General features: G+C 59.5%; 19 protein-coding genes. 5 read left to right on the top strand and 14 right to left on the bottom strand.

Annotated elements, in window-relative coordinates:
* Positions 1-136 precede the first annotated feature (136 nt).
* The 8 genes from AB4P96_RS25985 to AB4P96_RS25950 form a co-directional block, all read right to left on the bottom strand.
* Positions 137-871: an amino acid ABC transporter ATP-binding protein gene (locus AB4P96_RS25985; protein WP_017137029.1), complete on the bottom strand. Its 735-nt coding sequence runs from the start codon at positions 869-871 to the stop codon at positions 137-139.
* The gene (locus AB4P96_RS25980) at positions 868-1,539 is read right to left on the bottom strand and encodes an amino acid ABC transporter permease (RefSeq protein ID WP_017137030.1); all 672 of its coding nucleotides are present in this window, start codon (positions 1,537-1,539) and stop codon (positions 868-870) included. The genes AB4P96_RS25985 and AB4P96_RS25980 overlap by 4 nt, the downstream gene beginning before the upstream one ends.
* The gene (locus AB4P96_RS25975; protein ID WP_099548514.1) at positions 1,539-2,285 is read right to left on the bottom strand and encodes an amino acid ABC transporter permease; all 747 of its coding nucleotides are present in this window, start codon (positions 2,283-2,285) and stop codon (positions 1,539-1,541) included. Before AB4P96_RS25975 ends, AB4P96_RS25980 begins: the two co-directional genes overlap by 1 nt.
* A 194-nt stretch (positions 2,286-2,479) precedes the next feature.
* Positions 2,480-3,406 carry a glutamate/aspartate ABC transporter substrate-binding protein gene (locus AB4P96_RS25970; RefSeq protein ID WP_058421600.1) on the bottom strand — a complete coding sequence of 309 codons (927 nt, stop codon included), beginning with the start codon at positions 3,404-3,406 and terminating at the stop codon, positions 2,480-2,482.
* A 488-nt stretch (positions 3,407-3,894) separates the two neighbouring features.
* Positions 3,895-5,433, bottom strand: a complete 1,539-nt coding sequence (gene glpD / locus AB4P96_RS25965) for a glycerol-3-phosphate dehydrogenase (protein ID WP_017137033.1) — start codon at positions 5,431-5,433, stop codon at positions 3,895-3,897.
* A gap of 286 nt (positions 5,434-5,719) precedes the next feature.
* Positions 5,720-6,475, bottom strand: coding sequence for a DeoR/GlpR family transcriptional regulator (locus AB4P96_RS25960; protein WP_010212755.1), 756 nt, complete (start codon positions 6,473-6,475; stop codon positions 5,720-5,722).
* 95 nt (positions 6,476-6,570) lie between these two features.
* Positions 6,571-8,076 (bottom strand): glycerol kinase GlpK, encoded by a 1,506-nt coding sequence (glpK, locus tag AB4P96_RS25955; protein WP_138453704.1) that lies wholly within the window; start codon positions 8,074-8,076, stop codon positions 6,571-6,573.
* A 77-nt stretch (positions 8,077-8,153) separates the two neighbouring features.
* Positions 8,154-9,011: an MIP/aquaporin family protein gene (locus AB4P96_RS25950; RefSeq protein WP_169985840.1), complete on the bottom strand. Its 858-nt coding sequence runs from the start codon at positions 9,009-9,011 to the stop codon at positions 8,154-8,156.
* 325 nt (positions 9,012-9,336) lie between these two features.
* Here AB4P96_RS25950 and ybaK point away from each other — a divergent pair, with 325 nt between their 5' ends.
* A complete protein-coding gene (gene ybaK, locus AB4P96_RS25945) occupies positions 9,337-9,807 on the top strand; it encodes a Cys-tRNA(Pro) deacylase (protein ID WP_017137036.1) in 471 nt (156 codons plus the stop codon).
* A 142-nt stretch (positions 9,808-9,949) separates the two neighbouring features.
* Here ybaK and AB4P96_RS25940 read toward each other — a convergent pair whose 3' ends face one another.
* Positions 9,950-11,059, bottom strand: a complete 1,110-nt coding sequence (locus AB4P96_RS25940) for an ABC transporter ATP-binding protein (protein ID WP_176991310.1) — start codon at positions 11,057-11,059, stop codon at positions 9,950-9,952.
* Positions 11,056-11,976: an ornithine carbamoyltransferase gene (gene argF, locus AB4P96_RS25935; protein WP_069786197.1), complete on the bottom strand. Its 921-nt coding sequence runs from the start codon at positions 11,974-11,976 to the stop codon at positions 11,056-11,058. Before argF ends, AB4P96_RS25940 begins: the two co-directional genes overlap by 4 nt.
* A gap of 422 nt (positions 11,977-12,398) precedes the next feature.
* Between argF and AB4P96_RS25930 the strand changes: the two genes are divergently transcribed.
* Entirely contained in the window at positions 12,399-14,507 is a 2,109-nt protein-coding gene (locus AB4P96_RS25930) for a molybdopterin oxidoreductase family protein (protein ID WP_395600266.1), read from the top strand.
* A gap of 84 nt (positions 14,508-14,591) precedes the next feature.
* Complete coding sequence (gene grxD, locus AB4P96_RS25925; RefSeq protein ID WP_058421605.1) at positions 14,592-14,930, top strand: Grx4 family monothiol glutaredoxin; 339 nt, start codon at positions 14,592-14,594, stop codon at positions 14,928-14,930.
* A gap of 132 nt (positions 14,931-15,062) precedes the next feature.
* On the opposite strand, the gene bfr is transcribed toward grxD, so the two are convergent.
* On the bottom strand, positions 15,063-15,533 hold the full coding sequence (bfr, locus tag AB4P96_RS25920) for a bacterioferritin (protein ID WP_017137040.1): 471 nt from the start codon (positions 15,531-15,533) through the stop codon (positions 15,063-15,065).
* Between the two features lie 201 nt (positions 15,534-15,734).
* Positions 15,735-15,953 (bottom strand): bacterioferritin-associated ferredoxin, encoded by a 219-nt coding sequence (locus AB4P96_RS25915; protein WP_010564137.1) that lies wholly within the window; start codon positions 15,951-15,953, stop codon positions 15,735-15,737.
* Positions 15,954-16,196: 243 nt separating this feature from the next.
* Here AB4P96_RS25915 and AB4P96_RS25910 point away from each other — a divergent pair, with 243 nt between their 5' ends.
* Positions 16,197-16,799, top strand: a complete 603-nt coding sequence (locus AB4P96_RS25910) for a peroxiredoxin (RefSeq protein WP_003172097.1) — start codon at positions 16,197-16,199, stop codon at positions 16,797-16,799.
* Positions 16,800-16,932: 133 nt separating this feature from the next.
* On the opposite strand, the gene rnt is transcribed toward AB4P96_RS25910, so the two are convergent.
* Both rnt and pyrC read right to left on the bottom strand, forming a co-directional pair.
* On the bottom strand, positions 16,933-17,604 hold the full coding sequence (rnt, locus tag AB4P96_RS25905) for a ribonuclease T (RefSeq protein ID WP_017137041.1): 672 nt from the start codon (positions 17,602-17,604) through the stop codon (positions 16,933-16,935).
* The gene (gene pyrC, locus AB4P96_RS25900) at positions 17,601-18,647 is read right to left on the bottom strand and encodes a dihydroorotase (RefSeq protein ID WP_017137042.1); all 1,047 of its coding nucleotides are present in this window, start codon (positions 18,645-18,647) and stop codon (positions 17,601-17,603) included. The genes rnt and pyrC overlap by 4 nt, the downstream gene beginning before the upstream one ends.
* Before the next feature lie 156 nt (positions 18,648-18,803).
* Here pyrC and AB4P96_RS25895 point away from each other — a divergent pair, with 156 nt between their 5' ends.
* Positions 18,804-19,712, top strand: coding sequence for an OmpA family protein (locus tag AB4P96_RS25895; RefSeq protein WP_017137043.1), 909 nt, complete (start codon positions 18,804-18,806; stop codon positions 19,710-19,712).
* The last annotated feature ends 1 nt before the right edge of the window (position 19,713 follow it).

Genomic DNA, 19,713 nt, shown 5'->3' with positions numbered 1-19,713 from the left:
GGAGCCGGGCTTGCCCGCGATGCAGGCGCCTCGGTGTATCAGTTGCACCGAGGTGATGCTATCGCAGGCAAGCCAGCTCACACACAGGCCGTCTTCCACACAAGCCAGGTTCCCACAGGGAGAACAGTGCTGCTTTTTAGTGCTGCAGGATTTTCTCAAGGAAGTGCTGCGCGCGTTCGGAGCGGGCGCTGATATCGCCGAAGAACTCCTCTTTCGGGCAGTCTTCGATGATCTTGCCGGCGTCCATGAAGATCACGCGGTCGGCCACTTTGCGCGCGAAGCCCATTTCGTGGGTCACGCACATCATGGTCATGCCTTCGTGGGCCAGTTGCACCATCACGTCGAGCACTTCGTTAACCATCTCCGGGTCGAGCGCCGAGGTCGGTTCGTCGAACAGCATGACGATCGGGTCCATGGCCAGGGCGCGGGCAATGGCCACACGTTGTTGCTGGCCGCCGGAGAGCTGGCCCGGGTGCTTGTGGGCGTGCGCCGACAGGCCCACACGGTCAAGCAGCTGCAGGCCCTTCTTGGTGGCTTCTTCCTTGCTGCGGCCCAATACCTTGATCTGCGCGATGGTCAGGTTTTCGGTGATGGTCAGGTGCGGGAACAGCTCGAAGTGCTGGAACACCATGCCCACGCGCGAGCGCAGTTTGGGCAGGTTGGTCTTCGGGTCGGCGATGGAGGTGCCGTCGACCACGATGTCGCCCTTCTGGAACGGTTCCAGCGCGTTGACGCACTTGATCAGGGTGGATTTGCCCGAACCCGATGGGCCGCACACCACGATCACTTCGCCTTTTTTGACATCAGTGCTGCAATCGGTCAGCACCTGGAAGTCGCCATACCACTTGTTGATGTTCTTGATAGAGATCATACGGCAAACCTTTTTTGCAGACGCTTGACCAGCAGCGAGGCGGAAAAGCTGATGATGAAGTAGACGACACCGGCGAAGATCAGGAACTCATTGGAGCGGCCGATGATGTCGCCGTTGGAGCGGGCGGAGTTGAGGAAGTCCACCAGGCCCACGGTGTAGACCAGCGAGGTGTCCTGGAACAGGATGATCGACTGTTGCAGCAGCAACGGGGTCATCTTGCGGAAAGCCTGGGGCAGGATGATCAGACGCATGGTCTGGCCATAGGTCATGCCCATTGCCTGGGCTGCGCCCATCTGGCCCTTGGGGATCGACTGCACGCCGGCCCGCACGATTTCACAGAAGTACGCAGCTTCGAACATCATGAAGGCCACGACGCAGGAAGTGAACGCGCCGATCGGGGTGTCTTCGCCGGTGATCCAGCGCAGCACGAACGGCACCGCCAGGTAGAACCAGGTGATCACCAGCAGCAGCGGGATCGAGCGGAAGTAGTTCACGTAGGCGCCGGCCAGGCGCGACAGCAGTTTGCTGGACGACAGGCGCATCAGCGCCAGGACCGTACCCAGTGCGATGCCGCCGACCACGCCCATGACCATCAACTGCAAGGTCATGACCATGCCGTTCCACAGGCCCGGAATGGCGGGGATGATACCGCTGAAATCGAAGTCCATTATTTACCCCCCACGGAGATCAGGCCGGGCACCGCGACTTTCTTCTCGATCACGCGCATCAGCAACATCAGGCTCATGTTCAAGGTGAAGTAGATCAACGTGGCCAGGGTGAAGGCTTCAAACAGGTTGGCCGAAAACTCGGCGGTCTGTTTGGTTTGCGCCAGCAGTTCCATCAAGCCGATCAAGGACGCCACGGAGGAGTTCTTGAACACGTTGAGGAATTCGGAGGTAAGCGGCGGAATGATGATGCGGTAGGCCTGGGGCAGCAGCACGTTCCAGTAGATCTGTGGCAGCTTGAAGCCCATGGCGCGCGCCGCAGCTTCCTGGCCACGTGGCAGCGCCTGGATGCCGGTACGCACTTGTTCGCACACACGGGCGGCGGTGAACAGGCCCAGGCACACGACAACGCTCAGGTAGGCCGAGGTGGTCGGGTTGAGGTCTTGTTTGTACCAGTCCTGCAGGTTCTGCGGCAGCATATCGGGCACCAGGAAGTACCAGATAAACAGCTGCACCAGCAGCGGCACGTTACGAAACAGCTCCACGTAGCAGGTCGCGATGCCCGCTACGATGCGGTTTGGCACGGTGCGCATGACCCCCAGAATGGAGCCAAGCAACAAGGCGATAATCCATGCCACGACAGCGATGGCGATGGTCCAGCCCAAGCCGGCGATGTACCAGTCGAGATAAGTCTCGCTGCCAACGCCAGTGGACTTGAAGAACACGCCCCAGTCCCAGTTGTAATTCATTAGGGTCTCCCCTCGAGATCGATCGATGTACAAGCACCCGCTTGGGGAAGATCCTTTCCCGCCTGACGGTGAACGCCAGGCACACGCGATCGGCTCGAAAACCGCCAGGTCGAGTGTTCCACATTAATGCCAGCAGGTAGTAACAGACGCCTGAGGGAGGGTTGGCTCCCTCAGGACATAAGCTTAGTCAGGTATCAGATTTTTACGTCAGGGGCTGGCTTGTCGCTTGGGTTGGCGATCAGCTCCTTAACCTTTTCGCTCATCGGGAAGTTCAGGTTCAGGCCTTTTGGTGGGATCGGGCTCTCGAACCATTTGCTGTAGATCTTGTTGATCTCGCCGGATTTGTACAGGGCAACGATGGCGTCATCCACGGCTTTCTTGAAGGCCGGGTCGTCTTTACGCACCATGCACGCGTAGGCTTCGAAGGACTGTGGAGTACCGGTGATGACCCAGTCGTCCGGCTTCTTGGCCTTGGCTTCTTCGCCGGCCAGCAGGGCGTCGTCCATCATGAACGCGACGGCACGGCCGCTTTCGAGCATCTGGAAGGATTCGCCGTGGTCTTTGGCCGAGATAACGTTCATGCCCATCTGCTTGTCGGCGTTCATCGCTTTGATGATGCGCTCGGACGTGGTGCCAGCGGTGGTCACGACGTTTTTGCCTTTCAGGTCGGCAAAGTCAGCGTAGGACGGCTTGCCATCCTTGTCCTTCTTGACCAGCAGACGGGTGCCGATTTCGAAGATGTTGACGGTGAAATCAACTTGCTGGGCGCGTTCGGCGTTGTTGGTGGTGGAGCCGCACTCAAGGTCCGCAGTGCCGTTCTGGATCAGCGGGATACGAGTCTGCGAAGTCACCAGGTTGTATTTGGCCTTCAGATCGGGCTTGTTCAGGTCTTTTTTCAGGGCTTCAACTACAGCCAACTGAACGTCGTGGGAGTAGCCCACGGGTTTGCCCGAGCCATCCGCGATGTAGGAAAACGGAATGGAGCTGTCGCGGTGAGCGAGGGTGATGGTGCCGGAGTCGTTGATTTTCTTCAGTGTGCCGGTGAGTTCGGCGGCGAAAACTGGAGTGCTGATCAGAGCAGCAGCGATAGCTGCGCCCAGGATATGGGGAACGATGCGCATCAATACTTCCTCGACATTTGTTTTTTTTATGAAGCCGGCTAAGCGACTCTCTTTGTACTGCGAATGCCCATGACGGCTCCTAAGGCGCCTCAGGCAATCGTCAGGGAGTGTAGAGCATGAGTCGTGCCATACCAGAAATAAAAGGTTATTTGATTGATTTATAAGGAGATTAAGTTTGTGTTACGAGGGATTTGTAACGGTTTGGTCCGGCAAACCGAATGGGGTGGGGTGTGGCGTTCGGAAAACCGAATGGTCAGCAAGGTATTCCGAGCCAGGCTTTTTGTGGGAGCTGGCTTGCCCCGCGATGCCTGCACCTCGGTCTTTGATTGAACCGAGGTGATGCAATCGCAGGCACCGGCGGCCTATCCGGTGCTGCTGGGCTCGGCCTTCAGTGTGATTCGCGACATGGGCCTGCGCTATGCCAGGACACACCCCATAAAAAAGCCCCTGGACCTTGCGGTACAGGGGCTTCTCGTCACTGCCTGCGATCAGGCTGCTTCAATCTTCGCGCGGTTTTGCTCGACCTTGGACAGGTAGCGCTGCACGTTTTCCTGCTCTTGCGGTGTGGTGAACAAGCCCAGCTTGGTCCGGCGCCACAGCACGTCCTGCGGTTGCGTCACCCATTCTTCGGCGCACAGGTAATCGACTTCGCGGGTGTACAGGCCGCCACCCAGGTGTTCGCCCAAGTCAGCAAGCGATTGCACGCCTTCGAGCAAGCGCCAGGTACGGCTGCCGTACGTGGTGGACCAACGGCGTGCGATCTCGCTTGGCACCCAGTCAAATTTGGCGCGAATCGCTTCGGCCAAGGCTTCTGGCGTAGTCATGTTCTCGCCGCCCGGCAGGCTCGCCGTGGCGGTCCAGCTTGGGCGCATTTGCGTGAAAAACGGCGCCAGTTGCGCCATCGCCGATTCGGCCAGCTTGCGGTAGGTGGTCAACTTGCCACCGAACACCGACAGGATCGGCGCTTCACCGTTACCGCCAGACAGCGACAGGGTGTAGTCGCGGGTGATGGCCGACGGGTTGTCCGATTCGTCGTTGCACAACGGGCGCACGCCGGAGTAGGTGTGCACGATGTCGTCGCGGCTCAACTGCTTCTTGAAGTGCGCGTTGACCACTTTGAGCATGTAGTCGGTTTCACCTTCGGTAATCGCAACCTTCGCTGGGTCACCGGTGTACTCACGGTCGGTGGTGCCGATGATGGTCAGGTGGTTCAGGTACGGAATCGTGAAGACGATGCGCTGATCTTCGTTCTGCAGGATGTGCGCGTGCGCACCTTCGTAGAGTTTCGGCACGATCAAGTGGCTGCCCTGGATCAGGCGGATGCCGTAAGGCGAGTCCAGCTTCAGGTCTTCCTTGATGAACTTGGCGACCCACGGGCCGGCGGCGTTCACCAAGGCGCGGGCGCGGATCGAGAACAGGCTGCCATCGGCGCGTTCCATGTTCATTTCCCACATGCCGTTGCTGCGATGTGCGCTGATGCAACGGGTCTGGGTGTGGATATGCGCGCCTTTTTCACGGGCGGCCATGGCATTGAGTACCACCAGGCGGGCGTCATCAACCCAGCAGTCGGAGTATTCGAAGCCTTTGGTGATTTCACTTTTCAACGGGCTGTCGGGGCCGAACTTAAGGCTCTTGGAACCGGCGAGTTTCTCGCGCTTGCCCAAGTGGTCGTACAGGAACAGGCCCGCGCGAATCATCCACGCCGGGCGCAGGTGCGGGCGGTGCGGCAATACAAAGCGCATCTGCTTGACGATGTGCGGGGCCTTGGCCAGCAGCACCTCACGTTCGGCCAGAGCCTCGCGCACCAGGCGGAATTCGTAATGTTCGAGGTAGCGCAGGCCGCCGTGGATCAGCTTGCTGCTGGCGGAAGATGTGTGGCTGGCCAAGTCGTCCTTTTCGCAAAGGAATACCGACAAACCGCGCCCGGCTGCGTCTGCTGCAATGCCGACGCCATTGATTCCGCCGCCAATTACGGCAACGTCATAGACTTCGGCAAGCGGTGGAGCAGGCAAGGTGGAAGGGTTCATCGGCTGGCCTCGCGATCTTTTCGTCTTGGAATTCGAACATTAATGTTCATTTGCGAAAATGGTAGCTGATAAACGCGCACACAGCCACCCGACTTCGATTGAAAAAACTCATCGAAGGGCTGAAAAGGGAAGAATTGTGAACATGAGCCAAGGAAAGGCTCGAGAGAGGGGGGTTGGATATATCGCCATCGCGGGCAAGCCCGGCTCCCACAGTTGACCGAGTGCCTGCATGAGAATGCGGTCAACTGTGGGAGCGGGCTTGCCCGCGATGGCGCCAGTCCAGGCGCTAAACCACTTCCAGCCTGACTTTGTGCTGGTTCAACAACTGCACCAACGCCGGCACCGGCTGCTGGTCGGTCACCAGACAGTCCACCAGACTGATCGGCCCCAAGCGAATCATGGCATTGCGCCCGAATTTGCTTGAGTCGGCCGCCAGGATCACCTGGCGTGCATTGGCGATGATCGCCTGGGAAACCCTGACTTCCTGATAGTCAAAGTCCAGCAGGCTGCCGTCTTCATCAATGCCACTGATGCCGACCAACGCAAAGTCGACCTTGAACTGGTTGATAAAGTCGACACTCGCCTGGCCCACCACACCGCCGTCACGGCGCACGTTGCCGCCGGTCAACAGCACATCGAAGTCGTCCTTGGCACTGAGCATGGTGGCAACGTTGAGGTTGTTGGTGATGATTTTCAGGTGGTTGTGATTGAGCAGCGCACGCGCGATGGATTCGGTGGTGGTGCCGATATTGATGAACAGCGAGGCGTGATCAGGGATTTGCGCGGCAATGGCTTCGCCGATGCGTTGTTTCTCATCGCGCATCTGGTCGGCACGCATGGCGTACGCGGTGTTCTCGACACTGGAGTCATAGGCCGCGCCGCCGTGGTAGCGGCGCAGCAGGTTGGCGTCCGCCAGCTGGTTGATATCGCGGCGGATGGTTTGCGGGGTGACAACGAATAGCTGCGCCATCTCCTCGATACTGACGTAGCCGCGTTCGCGCACCAGTTCGAGAATTTGTTGTTGGCGGGGAGGCAGATTCATGGGGCGTCCTTTGGGCTGCCATACAAAAGTGGCCCATGATGCCGCAGCAATCGACTCCCCGCCAGTTACAACCCGATTTGGGTCCGACGGTTGGCTTATTCAGCGCCTTCGTGCGGTTCCCAGTCGCGGGTGCGGCTGACTGCTTTTTGCCAGCCGGCGTAGAGCTTCTCTTTGGCGGCTTCATCAAGCTGTGGTTCGAATTCGCGCTCGATGACGGCCTTGCCACGCAGTTCTTCCAGGCTGCCCCAGAAACCGCAGGCCAGGCCTGCCAGGTACGCGGCGCCGAGTGCCGTGGTTTCGCGCATTTGCGGGCGCTCGACCTGGGTGCCGAGGATATCGGCCTGGAACTGCATCAGGAAGTTGTTGGCCACCGCGCCGCCGTCCACACGCAGGGCTTTGAGGCGTTCGCCAGAGTCCTGTTGCATGGCGTCCAGCACGTCGCGGGTCTGGTAGGCAATCGACTCCAGGGCGGCACGGATAATGTGATCCACGCGCACGCCACGGGTCAGGCCGAACAGCGCGCCACGGGCATACGGGTCCCAGTACGGAGCGCCCAGGCCGGTGAAGGCTGGCACCAGGTACACGCCGTTACTGTCCTTGACCTTGCCGGCGAAGTATTCGGTGTCGGTGGCGTCGGCGATGATCTTCAGCTCGTCACGCAGCCATTGCACGGTGGAGCCACCGTTGAAGACCGCACCTTCGAGGGCGTAAGCCACTTCGCCACGTGGGCCGCAAGCGATGGTGGTGAGCATGCCGTGCTTGGATTTCACCGCCTTGTCGCCGGTGTTCATCAGCAGGAAGCAACCGGTGCCATAGGTGTTCTTGGCCTGGCCGGCTTCTACGCACATCTGGCCGAACAGCGCCGCTTGCTGGTCACCGGCAATACCGCCGATGGCGATGCCGCTTTTGGTGCGGCCGTAGATTTCCGAGGAGGACTTGACTTCCGGCAGCATTTCGCGCGGCACGTCGAGAATCTCCAGCATCTTCGCATCCCACTCCAGGGTGTGGATGTTGAAGAGCATGGTGCGCGAGGCGTTGGTGTAGTCGGTGACGTGGGTCTTGCCGCCGGTAAATTTCCAGATCAGCCAGCTGTCGACGGTGCCGAACAGCAGTTCGCCATTGCGCGCTCGCTCGCGGCTGCCTTCGACGTTGTCGAGGATCCACTTGAGCTTGGTGCCGGAGAAGTACGGGTCGGTGACCAGGCCGGTGGTGTCACTGATGTATTGCTCGTGGCCATCGCGCTTGAGCTGCTGGCAGATCTCGGTGCTGCGGCGGCACTGCCACACGATCGCGTTGTAGATCGGGCGGCCGGTGATCTTGTCCCAGACCACGGTGGTTTCACGCTGGTTGGTGATACCGATGGCGGCGACCTGGTCATGGTGCAGGCCGGCTTGTGCCAGGGCCTCGACCATTACCGCGCTCTGGGTGGCGAAAATTTCCATCGGGTCATGTTCGACCCAGCCGGCTTGCGGGTAATGCTGAGCGAATTCACGCTGGGCGGTGCAGACCACGTTGGCGTCACGATCGAAGATGATCGCCCGCGAACTGGTGGTGCCCTGATCGAGGGCAATGATGTAGTTCTTATTCTGAATGTCGGTCATGTCAATTGCCTTGGACGAAATAAGGAAGTCAGAAATCAGCCTGGGCCGCGAAGGGCAGGGGCACCAGGCCGGCGCTTTCAGGAAATACGAGTCTTGCCGTTGACAGCCGTGTCAGGTGTTTCTTCAGCTATAGCAGGTGCGGCGCTCGGCAAGTGGCGGGCAATCAGCCCGCGATAAGCCGCTGCGCCGAGGCAGGCGCCGACAATCGGCGCGAAAATCGGTACCAGGAAGTAAGGAATATCGCGGCCGCCAGTAAAGGCCATTTCACCCCACCCGGCGAAAAAGGTCATCAGCTTGGGGCCGAAATCACGCGCCGGGTTCATCGCAAAGCCGGTCAGCGGGCCCATGGCACTGCCGATAACTGCAATCAGCAGGCCGATTAACAGCGGGGCCAACGGGCCGCGGGGCAGGCCATTGTTATCGTCGGTCAGGGCCATGATCACGCCCATCAGGATGGCGGTGATGACCATTTCCACCAGGAATGCCTGGGCCGTGCTCAGCAGCGCGTGCGGGTAGGTGGAGAACACCGACGCCAATTCCAGGCTGGCCTGAGAGCCGCGAATCATGTGGTGAGTTTGTTCGTAATCGAAAAAGAGGTTGCTGTACAGCGTGTAAACCAACGCCGCCGAGCAGAACGCGCCGGCGATTTGCGCGAGGATATAGAAGGGCAGTTTGCGTTTTTCGAAATCGGCAAAAATGCACAGCGCGATACTTACCGCCGGGTTGAGGTGCGCCCCGGAAATACCGGCGCTCAGGTAGATCGCCATGCTCACGCCGACCCCCCAGATAATACTGATTTCCCACAGCCCGAAGCTGGCACCCGCGACCTTGAGCGCAGCGACGCATCCTGTACCGAAGAAGATCAGAAGCGCAGTCCCCAGGAATTCGGCCATGCATTGGCTCGAAAGTGAAGGCTGTTGAAGAGCAGTAGTCATGGCAAACCTCGATTGTTGTTCTTGTTGGCGCACAGCCTCAACGGGCCGTTGCGCGATTTTCACCGTAATCAGGATCCCCATCCTGACTGCAGCTTCCCGCTGGAACACTGGAGCACTATTCCTACAGTATTCGGAAACGAAAAAATATAGACAAGAATGACCGCTGTCAAAGGTCGAAAGTGAACCATTGGTCATTTTCTAACTATTGGTCTGGTGAATGATCACGGGTGAGGCTGCAAGCGCGCATGGCGGGAGGGCCGCACTAGAGCGTTTTGCGCGGGCTTGGCCTAGAATTGGCGATCTTTCTGCCGCGCCCGGAGTAGTCATGACACCCGCACTGGACCTGTTGAAAAAAGTTCGCGCCGAACATCGCATCCACAGTTACGAGCACGACCCCAAGGCAGCGTCCTATGGCCTGGAGGCCGCGGAAAAATTGGGGCTCGACCCGGCGCAGGTGTTCAAGACCTTGCTGGCCAGCAGTGAGAAAGGTGAATTGCTGGTGGCGGTGGTGCCGGTCGTCGGAAGTCTGGACCTGAAGGCGCTGGCCCATGCGGCCGGCGTTAAAAAAGCCGAGATGGCCGATCCGGTAGCGGCGCAGCGCTCTACCGGTTACCTGTTGGGCGGCATCAGCCCGTTGGGGCAGAAGAAGCGTTTGCGCACATTTATTGATGAGACCGCGCAGCAGTTTGCGACGATTCATGTGAGCGCAGGCAGGAGGGGGTTAGAAGTGGAACTGGCCGCAGCGGTGCTGGCCGAGCATACCCAGGCCAAATTTGCGCCGATTGGGCGGGGCTGAAACTCAATTCTGAATGCGCTGAAAATCTAATGTGGGAGCTGGCTTGCCTGCGATGCAGACACCTCGGTCTGTCAGTTGAACCGAGGTGATGCCATCGCAGGCAAGCCAGCTCCCACATTTTTTACCCGGTTTCGTCAGTTGGTCAGTGAGCCGGACTGTAACGTCGCACGCCGGATTCAACTTGAGGAATCTGCGCCGCCGTGCTGCCCGATGCCTGAAACAACACCAGATGCTCCGCCGCCACCCGAATCCCCACCTGCGCACCCACCTGATGGTCGGCATGGCTGGGGAAAATCGACTCCAGCTGTGCGCCGGTCGGCAGCTGCAAGCGGTACAAGGTCGAAGCGCCGAGGAAAGTCTTGCCGACAATCCGCGCTTTTAACGCGCTGTCGGGTGCGTAAACGATGTCATCCGGACGTAGCAACACATCCACCGCGCCACCCGTTGGCCAGGTGTAGGCACGGTTGCCACGCAAGTCACCCAGTTCGGTACTCACCGATTCCGGCGAACTCAATTGCCCGCGAATGAAGTAACCCTGGCCGATAAAGCTGGCGACATAAGGGGTTTGCGGTTCGTGGTAGAGGTTGTAAGGCGTGTCCCACTGCTCAAGACGGCCCTCTTTGAATACGCCCACGTGATCACTCACGGCGAAGGCTTCTTCCTGATCATGGGTGACCAGAATCGCGCTGGTGCCGCGCGCCTTGAGAATGTCGCGTACTTCATGGCTGAGCTTGCGCCGCAGTTCACCGTCGAGGTTGGAGAAAGGTTCATCGAGCAGCAACAGTTGCGGTTCCGGCGCCAAGGCGCGGGCGAGGGCGACGCGTTGTTGCTGGCCGCCGGAAAGTTCGTGGGGGAAACGCTTGCCGAGGTTTTTCAGGTTGACCAGTTCCAGCAGTTCGCCAACCACGCGGTCTTTTTGCGGGTGCTTGCGAATGCCGAAGGCGATGTTGTCGGCCACGCTCAAATGCGGAAACAGCGCGTAGTCCTGAAACACCATGCCAATGCGACGTTTCTCCGGCGCCAGGGTGAACCCGGCACTGGAGATTACTTCACCGGCCAGGCTGATCTCACCTTCATGCACCGGCTCAAACCCGGCGATCGCGCGCAAAGTGGTGGTTTTTCCGCAACCCGAGGAGCCCAGCAGGCAGCCGATGTCACCGGCGTTGAGGTGCAGGTTGAGGTGCTGCACCACGCGTTGATCTTGATAGCCGCATGCCAGATTGCGCAGGTTCAGCAGTAATGGCTGGCTCATGCGTGGTGGTACGACGGCGGGACGAGGAACTCGAGCAGCGCCTTTTGCGCATGCAGGCGGTTCTCAGCCTGGTCCCACGCCACCGAACGCTCATCGTCGAGCAGGTCGAGGCTGATTTCTTCGCCCCGGTGCGCGGGCAGGCAGTGCATGAACAGCACGTCTGGCGCGGCCAGGTCGAGCAGGGCACGGGTCACCTGGAACGGCGCGAACAGCGCCAGGCGCTTGGCGGTTTCTTCTTCCTGGCCCATGGAGGTCCACACGTCGGTGCTCACCAGATGCGCGCCGATGACCGCGTCACGCGGGTCACGCACCACGGTCACGCGATCGCCGGCCTGGGCCAGGAAACGTGCATCCGGCTCGTAGCCTTCGGGGCAGGCAACGCGCAGTTGGAAGTCGAACTGGATCGCCGCTTCTATATAGCTGTTGCACATGTTGTTGCCGTCGCCGATCCAGGCCACGGTCTTGCCCTGGATCGAACCACGGTGTTCAAGGAAGGTTTGCATGTCGGCCAGCAACTGGCACGGGTGCAGGTCATCGGACAGGCCGTTGATCACCGGTACACGGGAGTTGGCGGAAAATTCGGTCACGGTGCTGTGGGCAAAGGTGCGGATCATCACCGCATCGAGCATGCGCGACATCACGCGGGCAGCGTCGGCGATCGGTTCGCCGCGGCCCAGTTGGGTGTCACGCGAGGACAGGAAGATGGCTTGACCACCCAGCTGGATCATGCCGGCTTCGAACGACACGCGGGTGCGGGTCGACGACTTCTCGAAAATCATCCCGAGCACACGGTTTTTCAAAGGCTCGAACAGTACGCCGCGGTTACGCAGGTCTTTAAGCTCAATGCCTCGACGGATCACGCTGACCAGCTCTTCGGGCGTGCAATCCATCAGGGAGAGAAAGTGCCTTGCGCTCATCATTAACTACCTTTTTGCAACAGACCGCAGATACTCAAAGCCTTGTTTATTGTGACAACGGGCGAGACCTGCGGCGAAAGCCGCACGGGGCGACGAAATAGGGGAAGGCGCGATCTTATAATTAAATGTCGCGTCTTACCAATAGGGCTACAGTTTTTAAGGGTGTTCAAGAGGGGCGCCGGAGCGCTTTTGAAGACTGATTCCTGACAGCAGCGCCCCATTTGTACACTGGCGCCAAGACCTTTTGCAATGTGTGGGGCGGGCCTGGAGCGGGTTGTGTCGGTTTCGGAGCGCCTATGCAAAGATTTGAAACACTTGCCCATGGCCTGGCCTGATGCCCCTCGATTCACAGAACGAACGTTGCTGGTGCGCGTTCAGGTGTCGGGCCATAGTTGGGCCAAAGCCCAATAAAGAGACTGGCCATGACCAAGACTCTCCACCACCGTGCCTGCCATCTGTGTGAAGCCATCTGCGGCCTGACCCTGGAAACCACCCAGGCGGACGACGGCAGCCTGGCGATCACCTCTATCAAGGGCGACCCGCTGGACGCGTTCAGCCGCGGACATATTTGCCCAAAAGCCGTGGCGCTGCAGGATATTCAGAACGACCCCGACCGCCTGCACCAGCCCATGCTGCGAGTGGGCAGCGACTGGCAGCCGATCCCGTGGGACGAGGCCTTTGCACTGGTAGCCGAACGCCTCGCAGGCATCCAGGCCCGGCACGGGCAGAACGCGGTGGCGGTGTATCAGGGCAACCCCAGCGTGCATAACTACGGGTTGATGACCCACAGCAACTACTTCCTTGGCCTGCTGAAGACGCGCAATCGGTTTTCCGCCACCTCGGTGGACCAGTTGCCCCATCACCTCACCAGCCACCTGATGTACGGCCATGGCTTGTTGCTGCCGATTCCGGATATCGACCACACCGATTTCATGCTGATCCTGGGCGGCAACCCGCTGGCGTCCAACGGCAGCATCATGACCGTGCCCGATGTGGAGAAACGCCTCAAGGCCATCCAGGCCCGCGGCGGCAAAGTGGTGGTGGTTGACCCCCGGCGCAGCGAGACGGCGGCGATTGCCGATCAGCATGTGTTCGTGCGGCCCGGTGGCGACGCGGCGCTGCTGTTCGGGCTGCTCAACACCTTGCTCAGCGAAAACCTGACCCGCGACAGCCATTTGCCGATTGCAGGCCTTGAGGCTGTGCGCCAGGCGATTGCCGGGTTTACCGCTGAAGCCATGAGCCGCCAGTGTGCGGTGCCTGCCGAGCAGATTCGCCAGTTGGCGCGGGACTTCGCGGCGGCGGACGCGGCCGTGTGCTACGGGCGCATGGGCGTATCGACCCAGGCCTTCGGCACGCTGTGCCATTGGCTGGTGCAATTGATCAATCTGGTCACGGGCAACCTCGACCGTGTCGGCGGCGCCTTGTGCACCACGCCGGCGGTGGATCTGGTGGCCTCCACTGGCGGCGGGCACTTCAATCGCTGGCAAAGCCGGGTGTCCGGGCGGCCGGAGTACGGTGGCGAGTTGCCCGTTTCGGCCCTGGCCGAAGAAATGCTCACCGAAGGCGAAGGGCAGATCCGCGCCCTGGTGACGGTGGCCGGAAACCCGGTGCTGTCCACGCCTAACGGTCGCCAACTGGAGAAGGCCCTGGACGGTTTGGAGTTCATGGTCAGCGTCGACCTGTATATCAACGAAACCACGCGCTATGCCGACCTGATCTTGCCGTCCACCTCAGCGTTGGAAAACGATCACTACGACACCACGTTCAATATGTTCGCAGTGCGTAACGTCACCCGCTTCAATCGCGCGATCCTGCCCAAGCCGGCCGGCGCGTTGCATGATTGGGAGATCTTTGTCGGCTTGGCCAAGGCCTTCGCTGCGCACACTGGCGTCGTGCTCAAGCCGACCATGGCGCCGGCACAGATGATCGACTTTGGCTTGCGTGCCGGGGTCTATGGCGATGCGTCCGAGCACAAACTGTCGGTGGCCATGCTCGCCGATCATCCCCATGGCGTGGACCTGGGGCCGCTCAAACCCAACTTGGCCGCACGCTTGAAAACCGCCGACGGCCACGTGCAGGCAGCGCCTGCGGTGATCCTGGCAGACCTGGCGCGCTTTGCGGCCCAACCGGTGCCAATGGTCAATGAGCTGTTACTGATCGGCCGTCGGCATGTACGCAGCAACAATTCCTGGATGCATAACTATCACCGCCTGGTGAAGGGCAAGCCGCGTCATCAACTGCATATGCATCCCGACGACCTTGCCAGCCGACAATTGAGTGATGGGCAGTGGGTGCGCGTCAGCTCACGCATTGGCGAGATCGAAGTGGAAGTGGTGGCCAGCCTGGACATGATGCCTGGCGTGGTCAGCCTGCCACACGGCTGGGGCCACGGTCGCCCAGGCGTGCGCATGACCATCGCCAGTGGGCAGCCTGGGGCCAGTGCCAATGACTTGACCGACGAGCGGCAATTGGATGAATTGTCTGGAAACGCCGCGCTCAATGGCGTGCCGGTACAGGTGGCCGCCGCATAAGGCCCGAGCACTGCGCTGGAATTTTGCGTTACAATGCGCCACCGTGCCGACCTGTGAGTCGCAAAGTTCCAGCCGAGGTGTTCCATGGATATCATCGAAACGATCAAAGAGCAGATTGCCAATAACACCATTCTGCTTTACATGAAGGGCGCCCCGAACGCTCCTCAGTGCGGTTTCTCCGCGAAGGCTTCCCAGGCCATCATGGCGTGCGGCGAGAAATTCGCTTACGTGGATATCCTGCAAAACCCGGAAATCCGCGCCAACCTGCCGAAGTACGCCAACTGGCCAACTTTCCCCCAACTGTGGGTAGCCGGTGAGCTGGTCGGCGGTAGCGATATCATCACTGAGATGGCTGCTGACGGTTCGCTGCAAGCGCTGATCAAAGAAGCAGCGGTAAACGCGGCGGCCAAGACTGACGCTTGACCCGAATGCAATAAAAAGCCCCGCTTCTCGAAAGAGAGCGGGGCTTTTTTGTGATCGTTCCCACGCTCCGTGTGGGAATGCATCCTGTGACGCTCTGCGTCACCATGCTCAAGTGGGAACGATCTTCAGCGCTTATTCACCCATCTGCGATTGCAGGTAGTTTTCCAGGCTGACTTTAACGATCAAGCCCAGCTGGGTTTCCAGCCAGTCGATATGTTCTTCCTGATCTTCCAGGATATCTTCCAGCAGCTCACGGCTGCCGAAGTCGCCTTTGGTTTCGCAGTGAGCGATGGCGGCCTTGAGGTCGCTGTGGCTCTTCTGCTCGAACTTCAGGTCGCTGCTGATCATCTCCTGGGTGTGCTCGCCGATGTTCAGCTTGCCCAGGTCCTGTACGTTCGGCAGCCCTTCCAGGAACAGGATGCGCTTGATCAGCGCGTCTGCGTCCTTCATGGCCTTGATCGATTCTTTGTATTCACGCTTGCCGAGCTTTTCCAGGCCCCAATCGTCATACATGCGCGCATGCAGAAAGTACTGATTGATCGCGACCAGTTCATTGGCAAGGATTTTGTTGAGTTGCTGGATGACTGAGATGTCGCCTTTCATGACTGGGGTCCTGCCCTGTAATAGCTGTGTATAGGGCGGAGTTTGAGCGGCGAAATCCCTAGTGTCAAACCTAAGTTATTGAATAATAAATGAAAATTAATCGGAATAAGAATGTTTGTGTTCCGCGTCTTGACGCTAACTAATTGAATTACGGGCATAAAAAAACCGGACATTAAGTCCGGTTCTTCAAAACACGCCTATTTAAGCGTGTGTAAATTCTGCTGAGTAGGGGAGTGCGGCCTGGGCTGTTTGCAGCTGCGTCAGGGTTTCCCGTACCACTTGCTTGGCGAGGCAAGCACATTTGCCGCACTGGCTGGCAACGCCGGTGGTTTCACGTACTTCCTTGTAGCTGCAGCAACCTTCATAGATTGCTTCGCGGATTTGTCCGTCGGTGACGCCAGTGCAGAGGCAGACATACATAAGGGAGAACCATCGCGGGTTTAAGGCTTAAGTGCGATGGATCTTAATGTTAACGAGAATGATTGTCAAAGTAGATTCACAGGGTATTGCCAGGTACCTGCGGCGCGCTGACGAACGGTTTTTTCAGTGTATGATGGTCGGTCTTCACGAAGCGTGACCGCGTCACAGGCCTGTCGCTTAACTGCGCCAGACTTGGGCTGGTCCTTTTACTTCAATCGTCACCCTTACATCAGGAGATACCCAATGAGCGTACTCGTCGGCAAACAAGCCCCGGATTTCGACGTACCTGCCGTCCTCGGCAATGGCGAAATCGTAGACAGCTTCAAACTGTCTGAAGCCATCAAAGGCAAATACGGCCTGGTGTTCTTCTACCCGCTGGACTTCACCTTCGTGTGCCCGTCGGAGCTGATCGCTCTGGACCACCGCATGGACGATTTCAAGGCGCGCAATGTTGAAGTGGTAGCCGTTTCCATCGACTCCCATTTCACCCACAACGCCTGGCGCAACACCGCCATCAATGATGGCGGCATCGGCAAAGTCAAATACACCATGGCTGCCGACATGAAGCACGACATTGCCAAGGCCTACGACGTTGAGTCCGAAGGCGGCGTGGCGTTCCGTGGCGCGTTCCTGATCGACGACAAGGGCGTTGTACGCTCGCAGATCATCAACGACCTGCCGCTGGGCCGTAACATGGAAGAGCTGATCCGTCTGGTCGATGCCCTGCAATTCCACGAAGAGCACGGCGAAGTCTGCCCTGCCAACTGGAAAAAAGGCGACAAAGGCATGAACGCTTCGCCAGAAGGCGTTGCGGCTTACCTGACCGAGAACGCTGGCAAGCTGTAAGCCTCGTTTCAGGTACAAAAAAACCGGCCTGTGAGGGCCGGTTTTTTTATGCACTGCATTTTTGACTCTTTGGCGAGCAAGCTTCTGTGGCGAGGGAGCTTGCTCCCTCGCCACAACCACAAAGGCGTCAGCCTCAGTCGTTGAAGTCTTCCCAGCCGCCCATTTGCTTCCACCGATTGACGATGCCGCAGAACAGCTCGGCAGTCTTCTCGGTGTCGTAGCGGGCCGAGTGGGCCTCACGACCGTCAAAGTCGATACCGGCCGCCTGGCAGGCCTTTGCCAGCACGGTCTGGCCGTAAGCCAGGCCCGCAAGCGTGGCGGTGTCAAAGCTGGAGAACGGGTGAAACGGGTTGCGCTTCATGTCCAACCGCGTCACGGCAGCATTCAGGAAGCCCAGGTCGAAGCTGCTGTTATGGCCCACCAGGATCGCGCGTTTGCAGCCATTGGCCTTCAACGCTTTACGCACACCACGGAAGATATCGGTCAGCGCCGCTTCTTCACTCACGGCCATGCGCAGTGGGTGATCGAGCTTGATGCCGGTGAACTCCAGGGCTGCAGCTTCGATATTCGCGCCTTCAAACGGCTCCACACGGAAGAAGTGGGTGTGTTCCGGGAACACAAAACCCTGTTCATCCATGCCGATAGTGGTCGCGGCGATTTCCAGCAATGCGTCGGTGGCGCAGTTGAAACCACCGGTTTCTACGTCGATGACAACCGGCAGATAACCGCGAAACCGCTCGGCCATCGGGTGGCGGGAGCCGCCACCACTGTGCTCGTGTTCGTCGTCGTAATGGTCTTCACTCACTTGCTTTCCTCCAGCAGGCGCCAGCGCAGTGTTTCACCGGCGCGCAGCGGGATAACAGTCAGCTCGCCAAACGGCAGGCTGGCAGGGGCGGTCCAGTCTTCACGAACCAGGGTAATGCGGTCGGTATTCGCCGGCAGGCCGTAGAAGCGCGGGCCGTTGAGGCTGGCGAAGGCTTCGAGCTTGTCCAGGGCGTTGCGCTGTTCAAACGCTTCGGCATACAGCTCGATGGCGGCATACGCGGTGTAGCAACCGGCACAGCCGCACGCAGCTTCTTTGGCGTGCTGGGCGTGGGGCGCCGAGTCGGTGCCGAGGAAGAACTTCGGGCTGCCGCTGGTAGCGGCGTCCAGCAGGGCTACCTGGTGGGTGTTGCGCTTGAGGATCGGCAGGCAATAGAAGTGCGGCCGAATCCCGCCCACCAGCATGTGGTTGCGGTTGTAGAGCAGGTGATGCGCGGTGATGGTCGCGCCGACATTGGCCGAAGCCTCGTTGACGAACTGCACGGCGTCGGCGGTGGTGATGTGTTCGAACACGACCTTGAGGGTCGGGAACAGCTCGACCACGCGGCGCATATGCTCGTCGATGAAGATCTTTTCACGATCAAACACATCCACATCGCCACGGGTGACTTCACCGTGGATCAGCAGCGGCATGCCGACTTCAGCCATGGCTTCGATTGCCGGCAGGATCTTGTCGATACTGGTCACGCCGGAGTCGGAGTTGGTGGTCGCGCCCGCCGGGTACAGCTTGGCGGCGTACACAAAACCGCTGGCCTTGGCCTCGCGAATCTCGGCAGGCTGGGTACGGTCGGTGAGGTAGAGCACCATCAACGGTTCGAAGCGGCTGCCGGCCGGGCGCGCAGCGAGGATACGCTGGCGATAGGCATCGGCTTGCTCGGCATTACGCACCGGAGGTACCAGGTTAGGCATGATAATCGCGCGGCCAAACGTGCGCGCTACATCGGCCACGGTTTGGGGTAACGCAGCACCATCGCGAAGATGAATATGCCAGTCGTCGGGACGCAGCAGGGTCAGGCGGTCGGACATTGGGGATTCCAGGCGGGTCAATCTGGTGGGAATGCTACCGGAAAAGACTCTTGCAGGCACTCGCTATCAAGTTTTGCCGCACGTGTCCGATATCCCTGGGTATGCCTTAACGACGTATGACGCTTTGAAGTGTTGTAGAAACCAGTGGAGCCTCCCGTGCGCCAGCATTATCTAGCCCTGCTCAGTGTGTTCGCCAGCCTGCCTGCGATGGCACTCACATTCCAGACACGTCTGGAGAATATTGAGTGGAAGGTGGAAGGCGACCAATTCGAGTGCCGCCTGACCCAGCCGATCACCGATTTCGGTTCGGGTGAGTTCGTGCGCCGGGCCGGCGAGCAGGCCACATTTCGCCTCAAAGCCTACAGCGGCGCGCTTGGTGCTGGCTCGGCGACCTTGTTGGCGGCGGCTGCACCCTGGCAACCGGGCCGTGGTGATATCAACCTGGGCGCCGTGCGTGTGGGCAGTGGCGACGTGCTGTTCAACAGCTCCCAGGCCCAGGCCGGGCGTTTGTTCACTGGCTTGCTCGAAGGCCGCAGCCCCACCGTGCGGCATTACGGGCGTGAGGGCGGCTACTCGGAAATCCGCCTGTTGCCGGTTAAATTCAACAAGGCCTTCAACGACTATCAACTGTGTACCACCAAGCTGTTGCCGATGAATTACGATCAGGTCAAACAGACTGAAGTCGGCTTCCCCGGTGGCGGTATCGAGCTGGACGCCGCTGCCAAGAAGAAGCTGGACGTGATTCTCGCGTTCATGAAAGCCGACCCGACGGTTAATCACGTCGAATTGAATGGCCATTCAGACAACAGCGGTAACCGCCTGACCAACCGTGACGTTTCGCGCCGTCGTGCCCTGGCGGTAATGGACTACTTCAAGGCCAATGGCATTCAGGAGTCGCAGATCACGATGCGTTTTCACGGTGAAAGTTACCCACTGGCGCCCAATACCAATGCCGCCAACCGCGCCCGCAATCGCCGCGTGAATATTCAGCTCGAACGCGTGGCGGCCCCCGAGAAACCGGCGCCCCAGGCCACTGGCCCGAGCAGCGCGGCACACACGTCATAAG

Source organism: Pseudomonas sp. B19125 (genome assembly GCF_044218855.1).
Taxonomy (GTDB): Bacteria; Pseudomonadota; Gammaproteobacteria; order Pseudomonadales; family Pseudomonadaceae; genus Aquipseudomonas; species Aquipseudomonas edaphica.
The sequence above is the reverse complement of the archived record's forward strand: the minus strand, read 5'-3'. Positions and strand labels throughout refer to the sequence as shown.

What these genes read in the sequence shown, in the direction of transcription:
- AB4P96_RS25985 (WP_017137029.1), bottom strand. Translation starts at nt 871, where the DNA reads ATGATCTCTATCAAGAACATCAACAAGTGGTATGGCGACTTCCAGGTG.
- AB4P96_RS25980 (WP_017137030.1), bottom strand. Translation starts at nt 1,539, where the DNA reads ATGGACTTCGATTTCAGCGGTATCATCCCCGCCATTCCGGGCCTGTGG.
- AB4P96_RS25975 (WP_099548514.1), bottom strand. Translation starts at nt 2,285, where the DNA reads ATGAATTACAACTGGGACTGGGGCGTGTTCTTCAAGTCCACTGGCGTT.
- AB4P96_RS25970 (WP_058421600.1), bottom strand. Translation starts at nt 3,406, where the DNA reads ATGCGCATCGTTCCCCATATCCTGGGCGCAGCTATCGCTGCTGCTCTG.
- glpD (WP_017137033.1), bottom strand. Translation starts at nt 5,433, where the DNA reads ATGAACCCTTCCACCTTGCCTGCTCCACCGCTTGCCGAAGTCTATGAC.
- AB4P96_RS25960 (WP_010212755.1), bottom strand. Translation starts at nt 6,475, where the DNA reads ATGAATCTGCCTCCCCGCCAACAACAAATTCTCGAACTGGTGCGCGAA.
- glpK (WP_138453704.1), bottom strand. Translation starts at nt 8,076, where the DNA reads ATGACCGACATTCAGAATAAGAACTACATCATTGCCCTCGATCAGGGC.
- AB4P96_RS25950 (WP_169985840.1), bottom strand. Translation starts at nt 9,011, where the DNA reads ATGACTACTGCTCTTCAACAGCCTTCACTTTCGAGCCAATGCATGGCC.
- ybaK (WP_017137036.1), top strand. Translation starts at nt 9,337, where the DNA reads ATGACACCCGCACTGGACCTGTTGAAAAAAGTTCGCGCCGAACATCGC.
- AB4P96_RS25940 (WP_176991310.1), bottom strand. Translation starts at nt 11,059, where the DNA reads ATGAGCCAGCCATTACTGCTGAACCTGCGCAATCTGGCATGCGGCTAT.
- argF (WP_069786197.1), bottom strand. Translation starts at nt 11,976, where the DNA reads ATGAGCGCAAGGCACTTTCTCTCCCTGATGGATTGCACGCCCGAAGAG.
- AB4P96_RS25930 (WP_395600266.1), top strand. Translation starts at nt 12,399, where the DNA reads ATGACCAAGACTCTCCACCACCGTGCCTGCCATCTGTGTGAAGCCATC.
- grxD (WP_058421605.1), top strand. Translation starts at nt 14,592, where the DNA reads ATGGATATCATCGAAACGATCAAAGAGCAGATTGCCAATAACACCATT.
- bfr (WP_017137040.1), bottom strand. Translation starts at nt 15,533, where the DNA reads ATGAAAGGCGACATCTCAGTCATCCAGCAACTCAACAAAATCCTTGCC.
- AB4P96_RS25915 (WP_010564137.1), bottom strand. Translation starts at nt 15,953, where the DNA reads ATGTATGTCTGCCTCTGCACTGGCGTCACCGACGGACAAATCCGCGAA.
- AB4P96_RS25910 (WP_003172097.1), top strand. Translation starts at nt 16,197, where the DNA reads ATGAGCGTACTCGTCGGCAAACAAGCCCCGGATTTCGACGTACCTGCC.
- pyrC (WP_017137042.1), bottom strand. Translation starts at nt 18,647, where the DNA reads ATGTCCGACCGCCTGACCCTGCTGCGTCCCGACGACTGGCATATTCAT.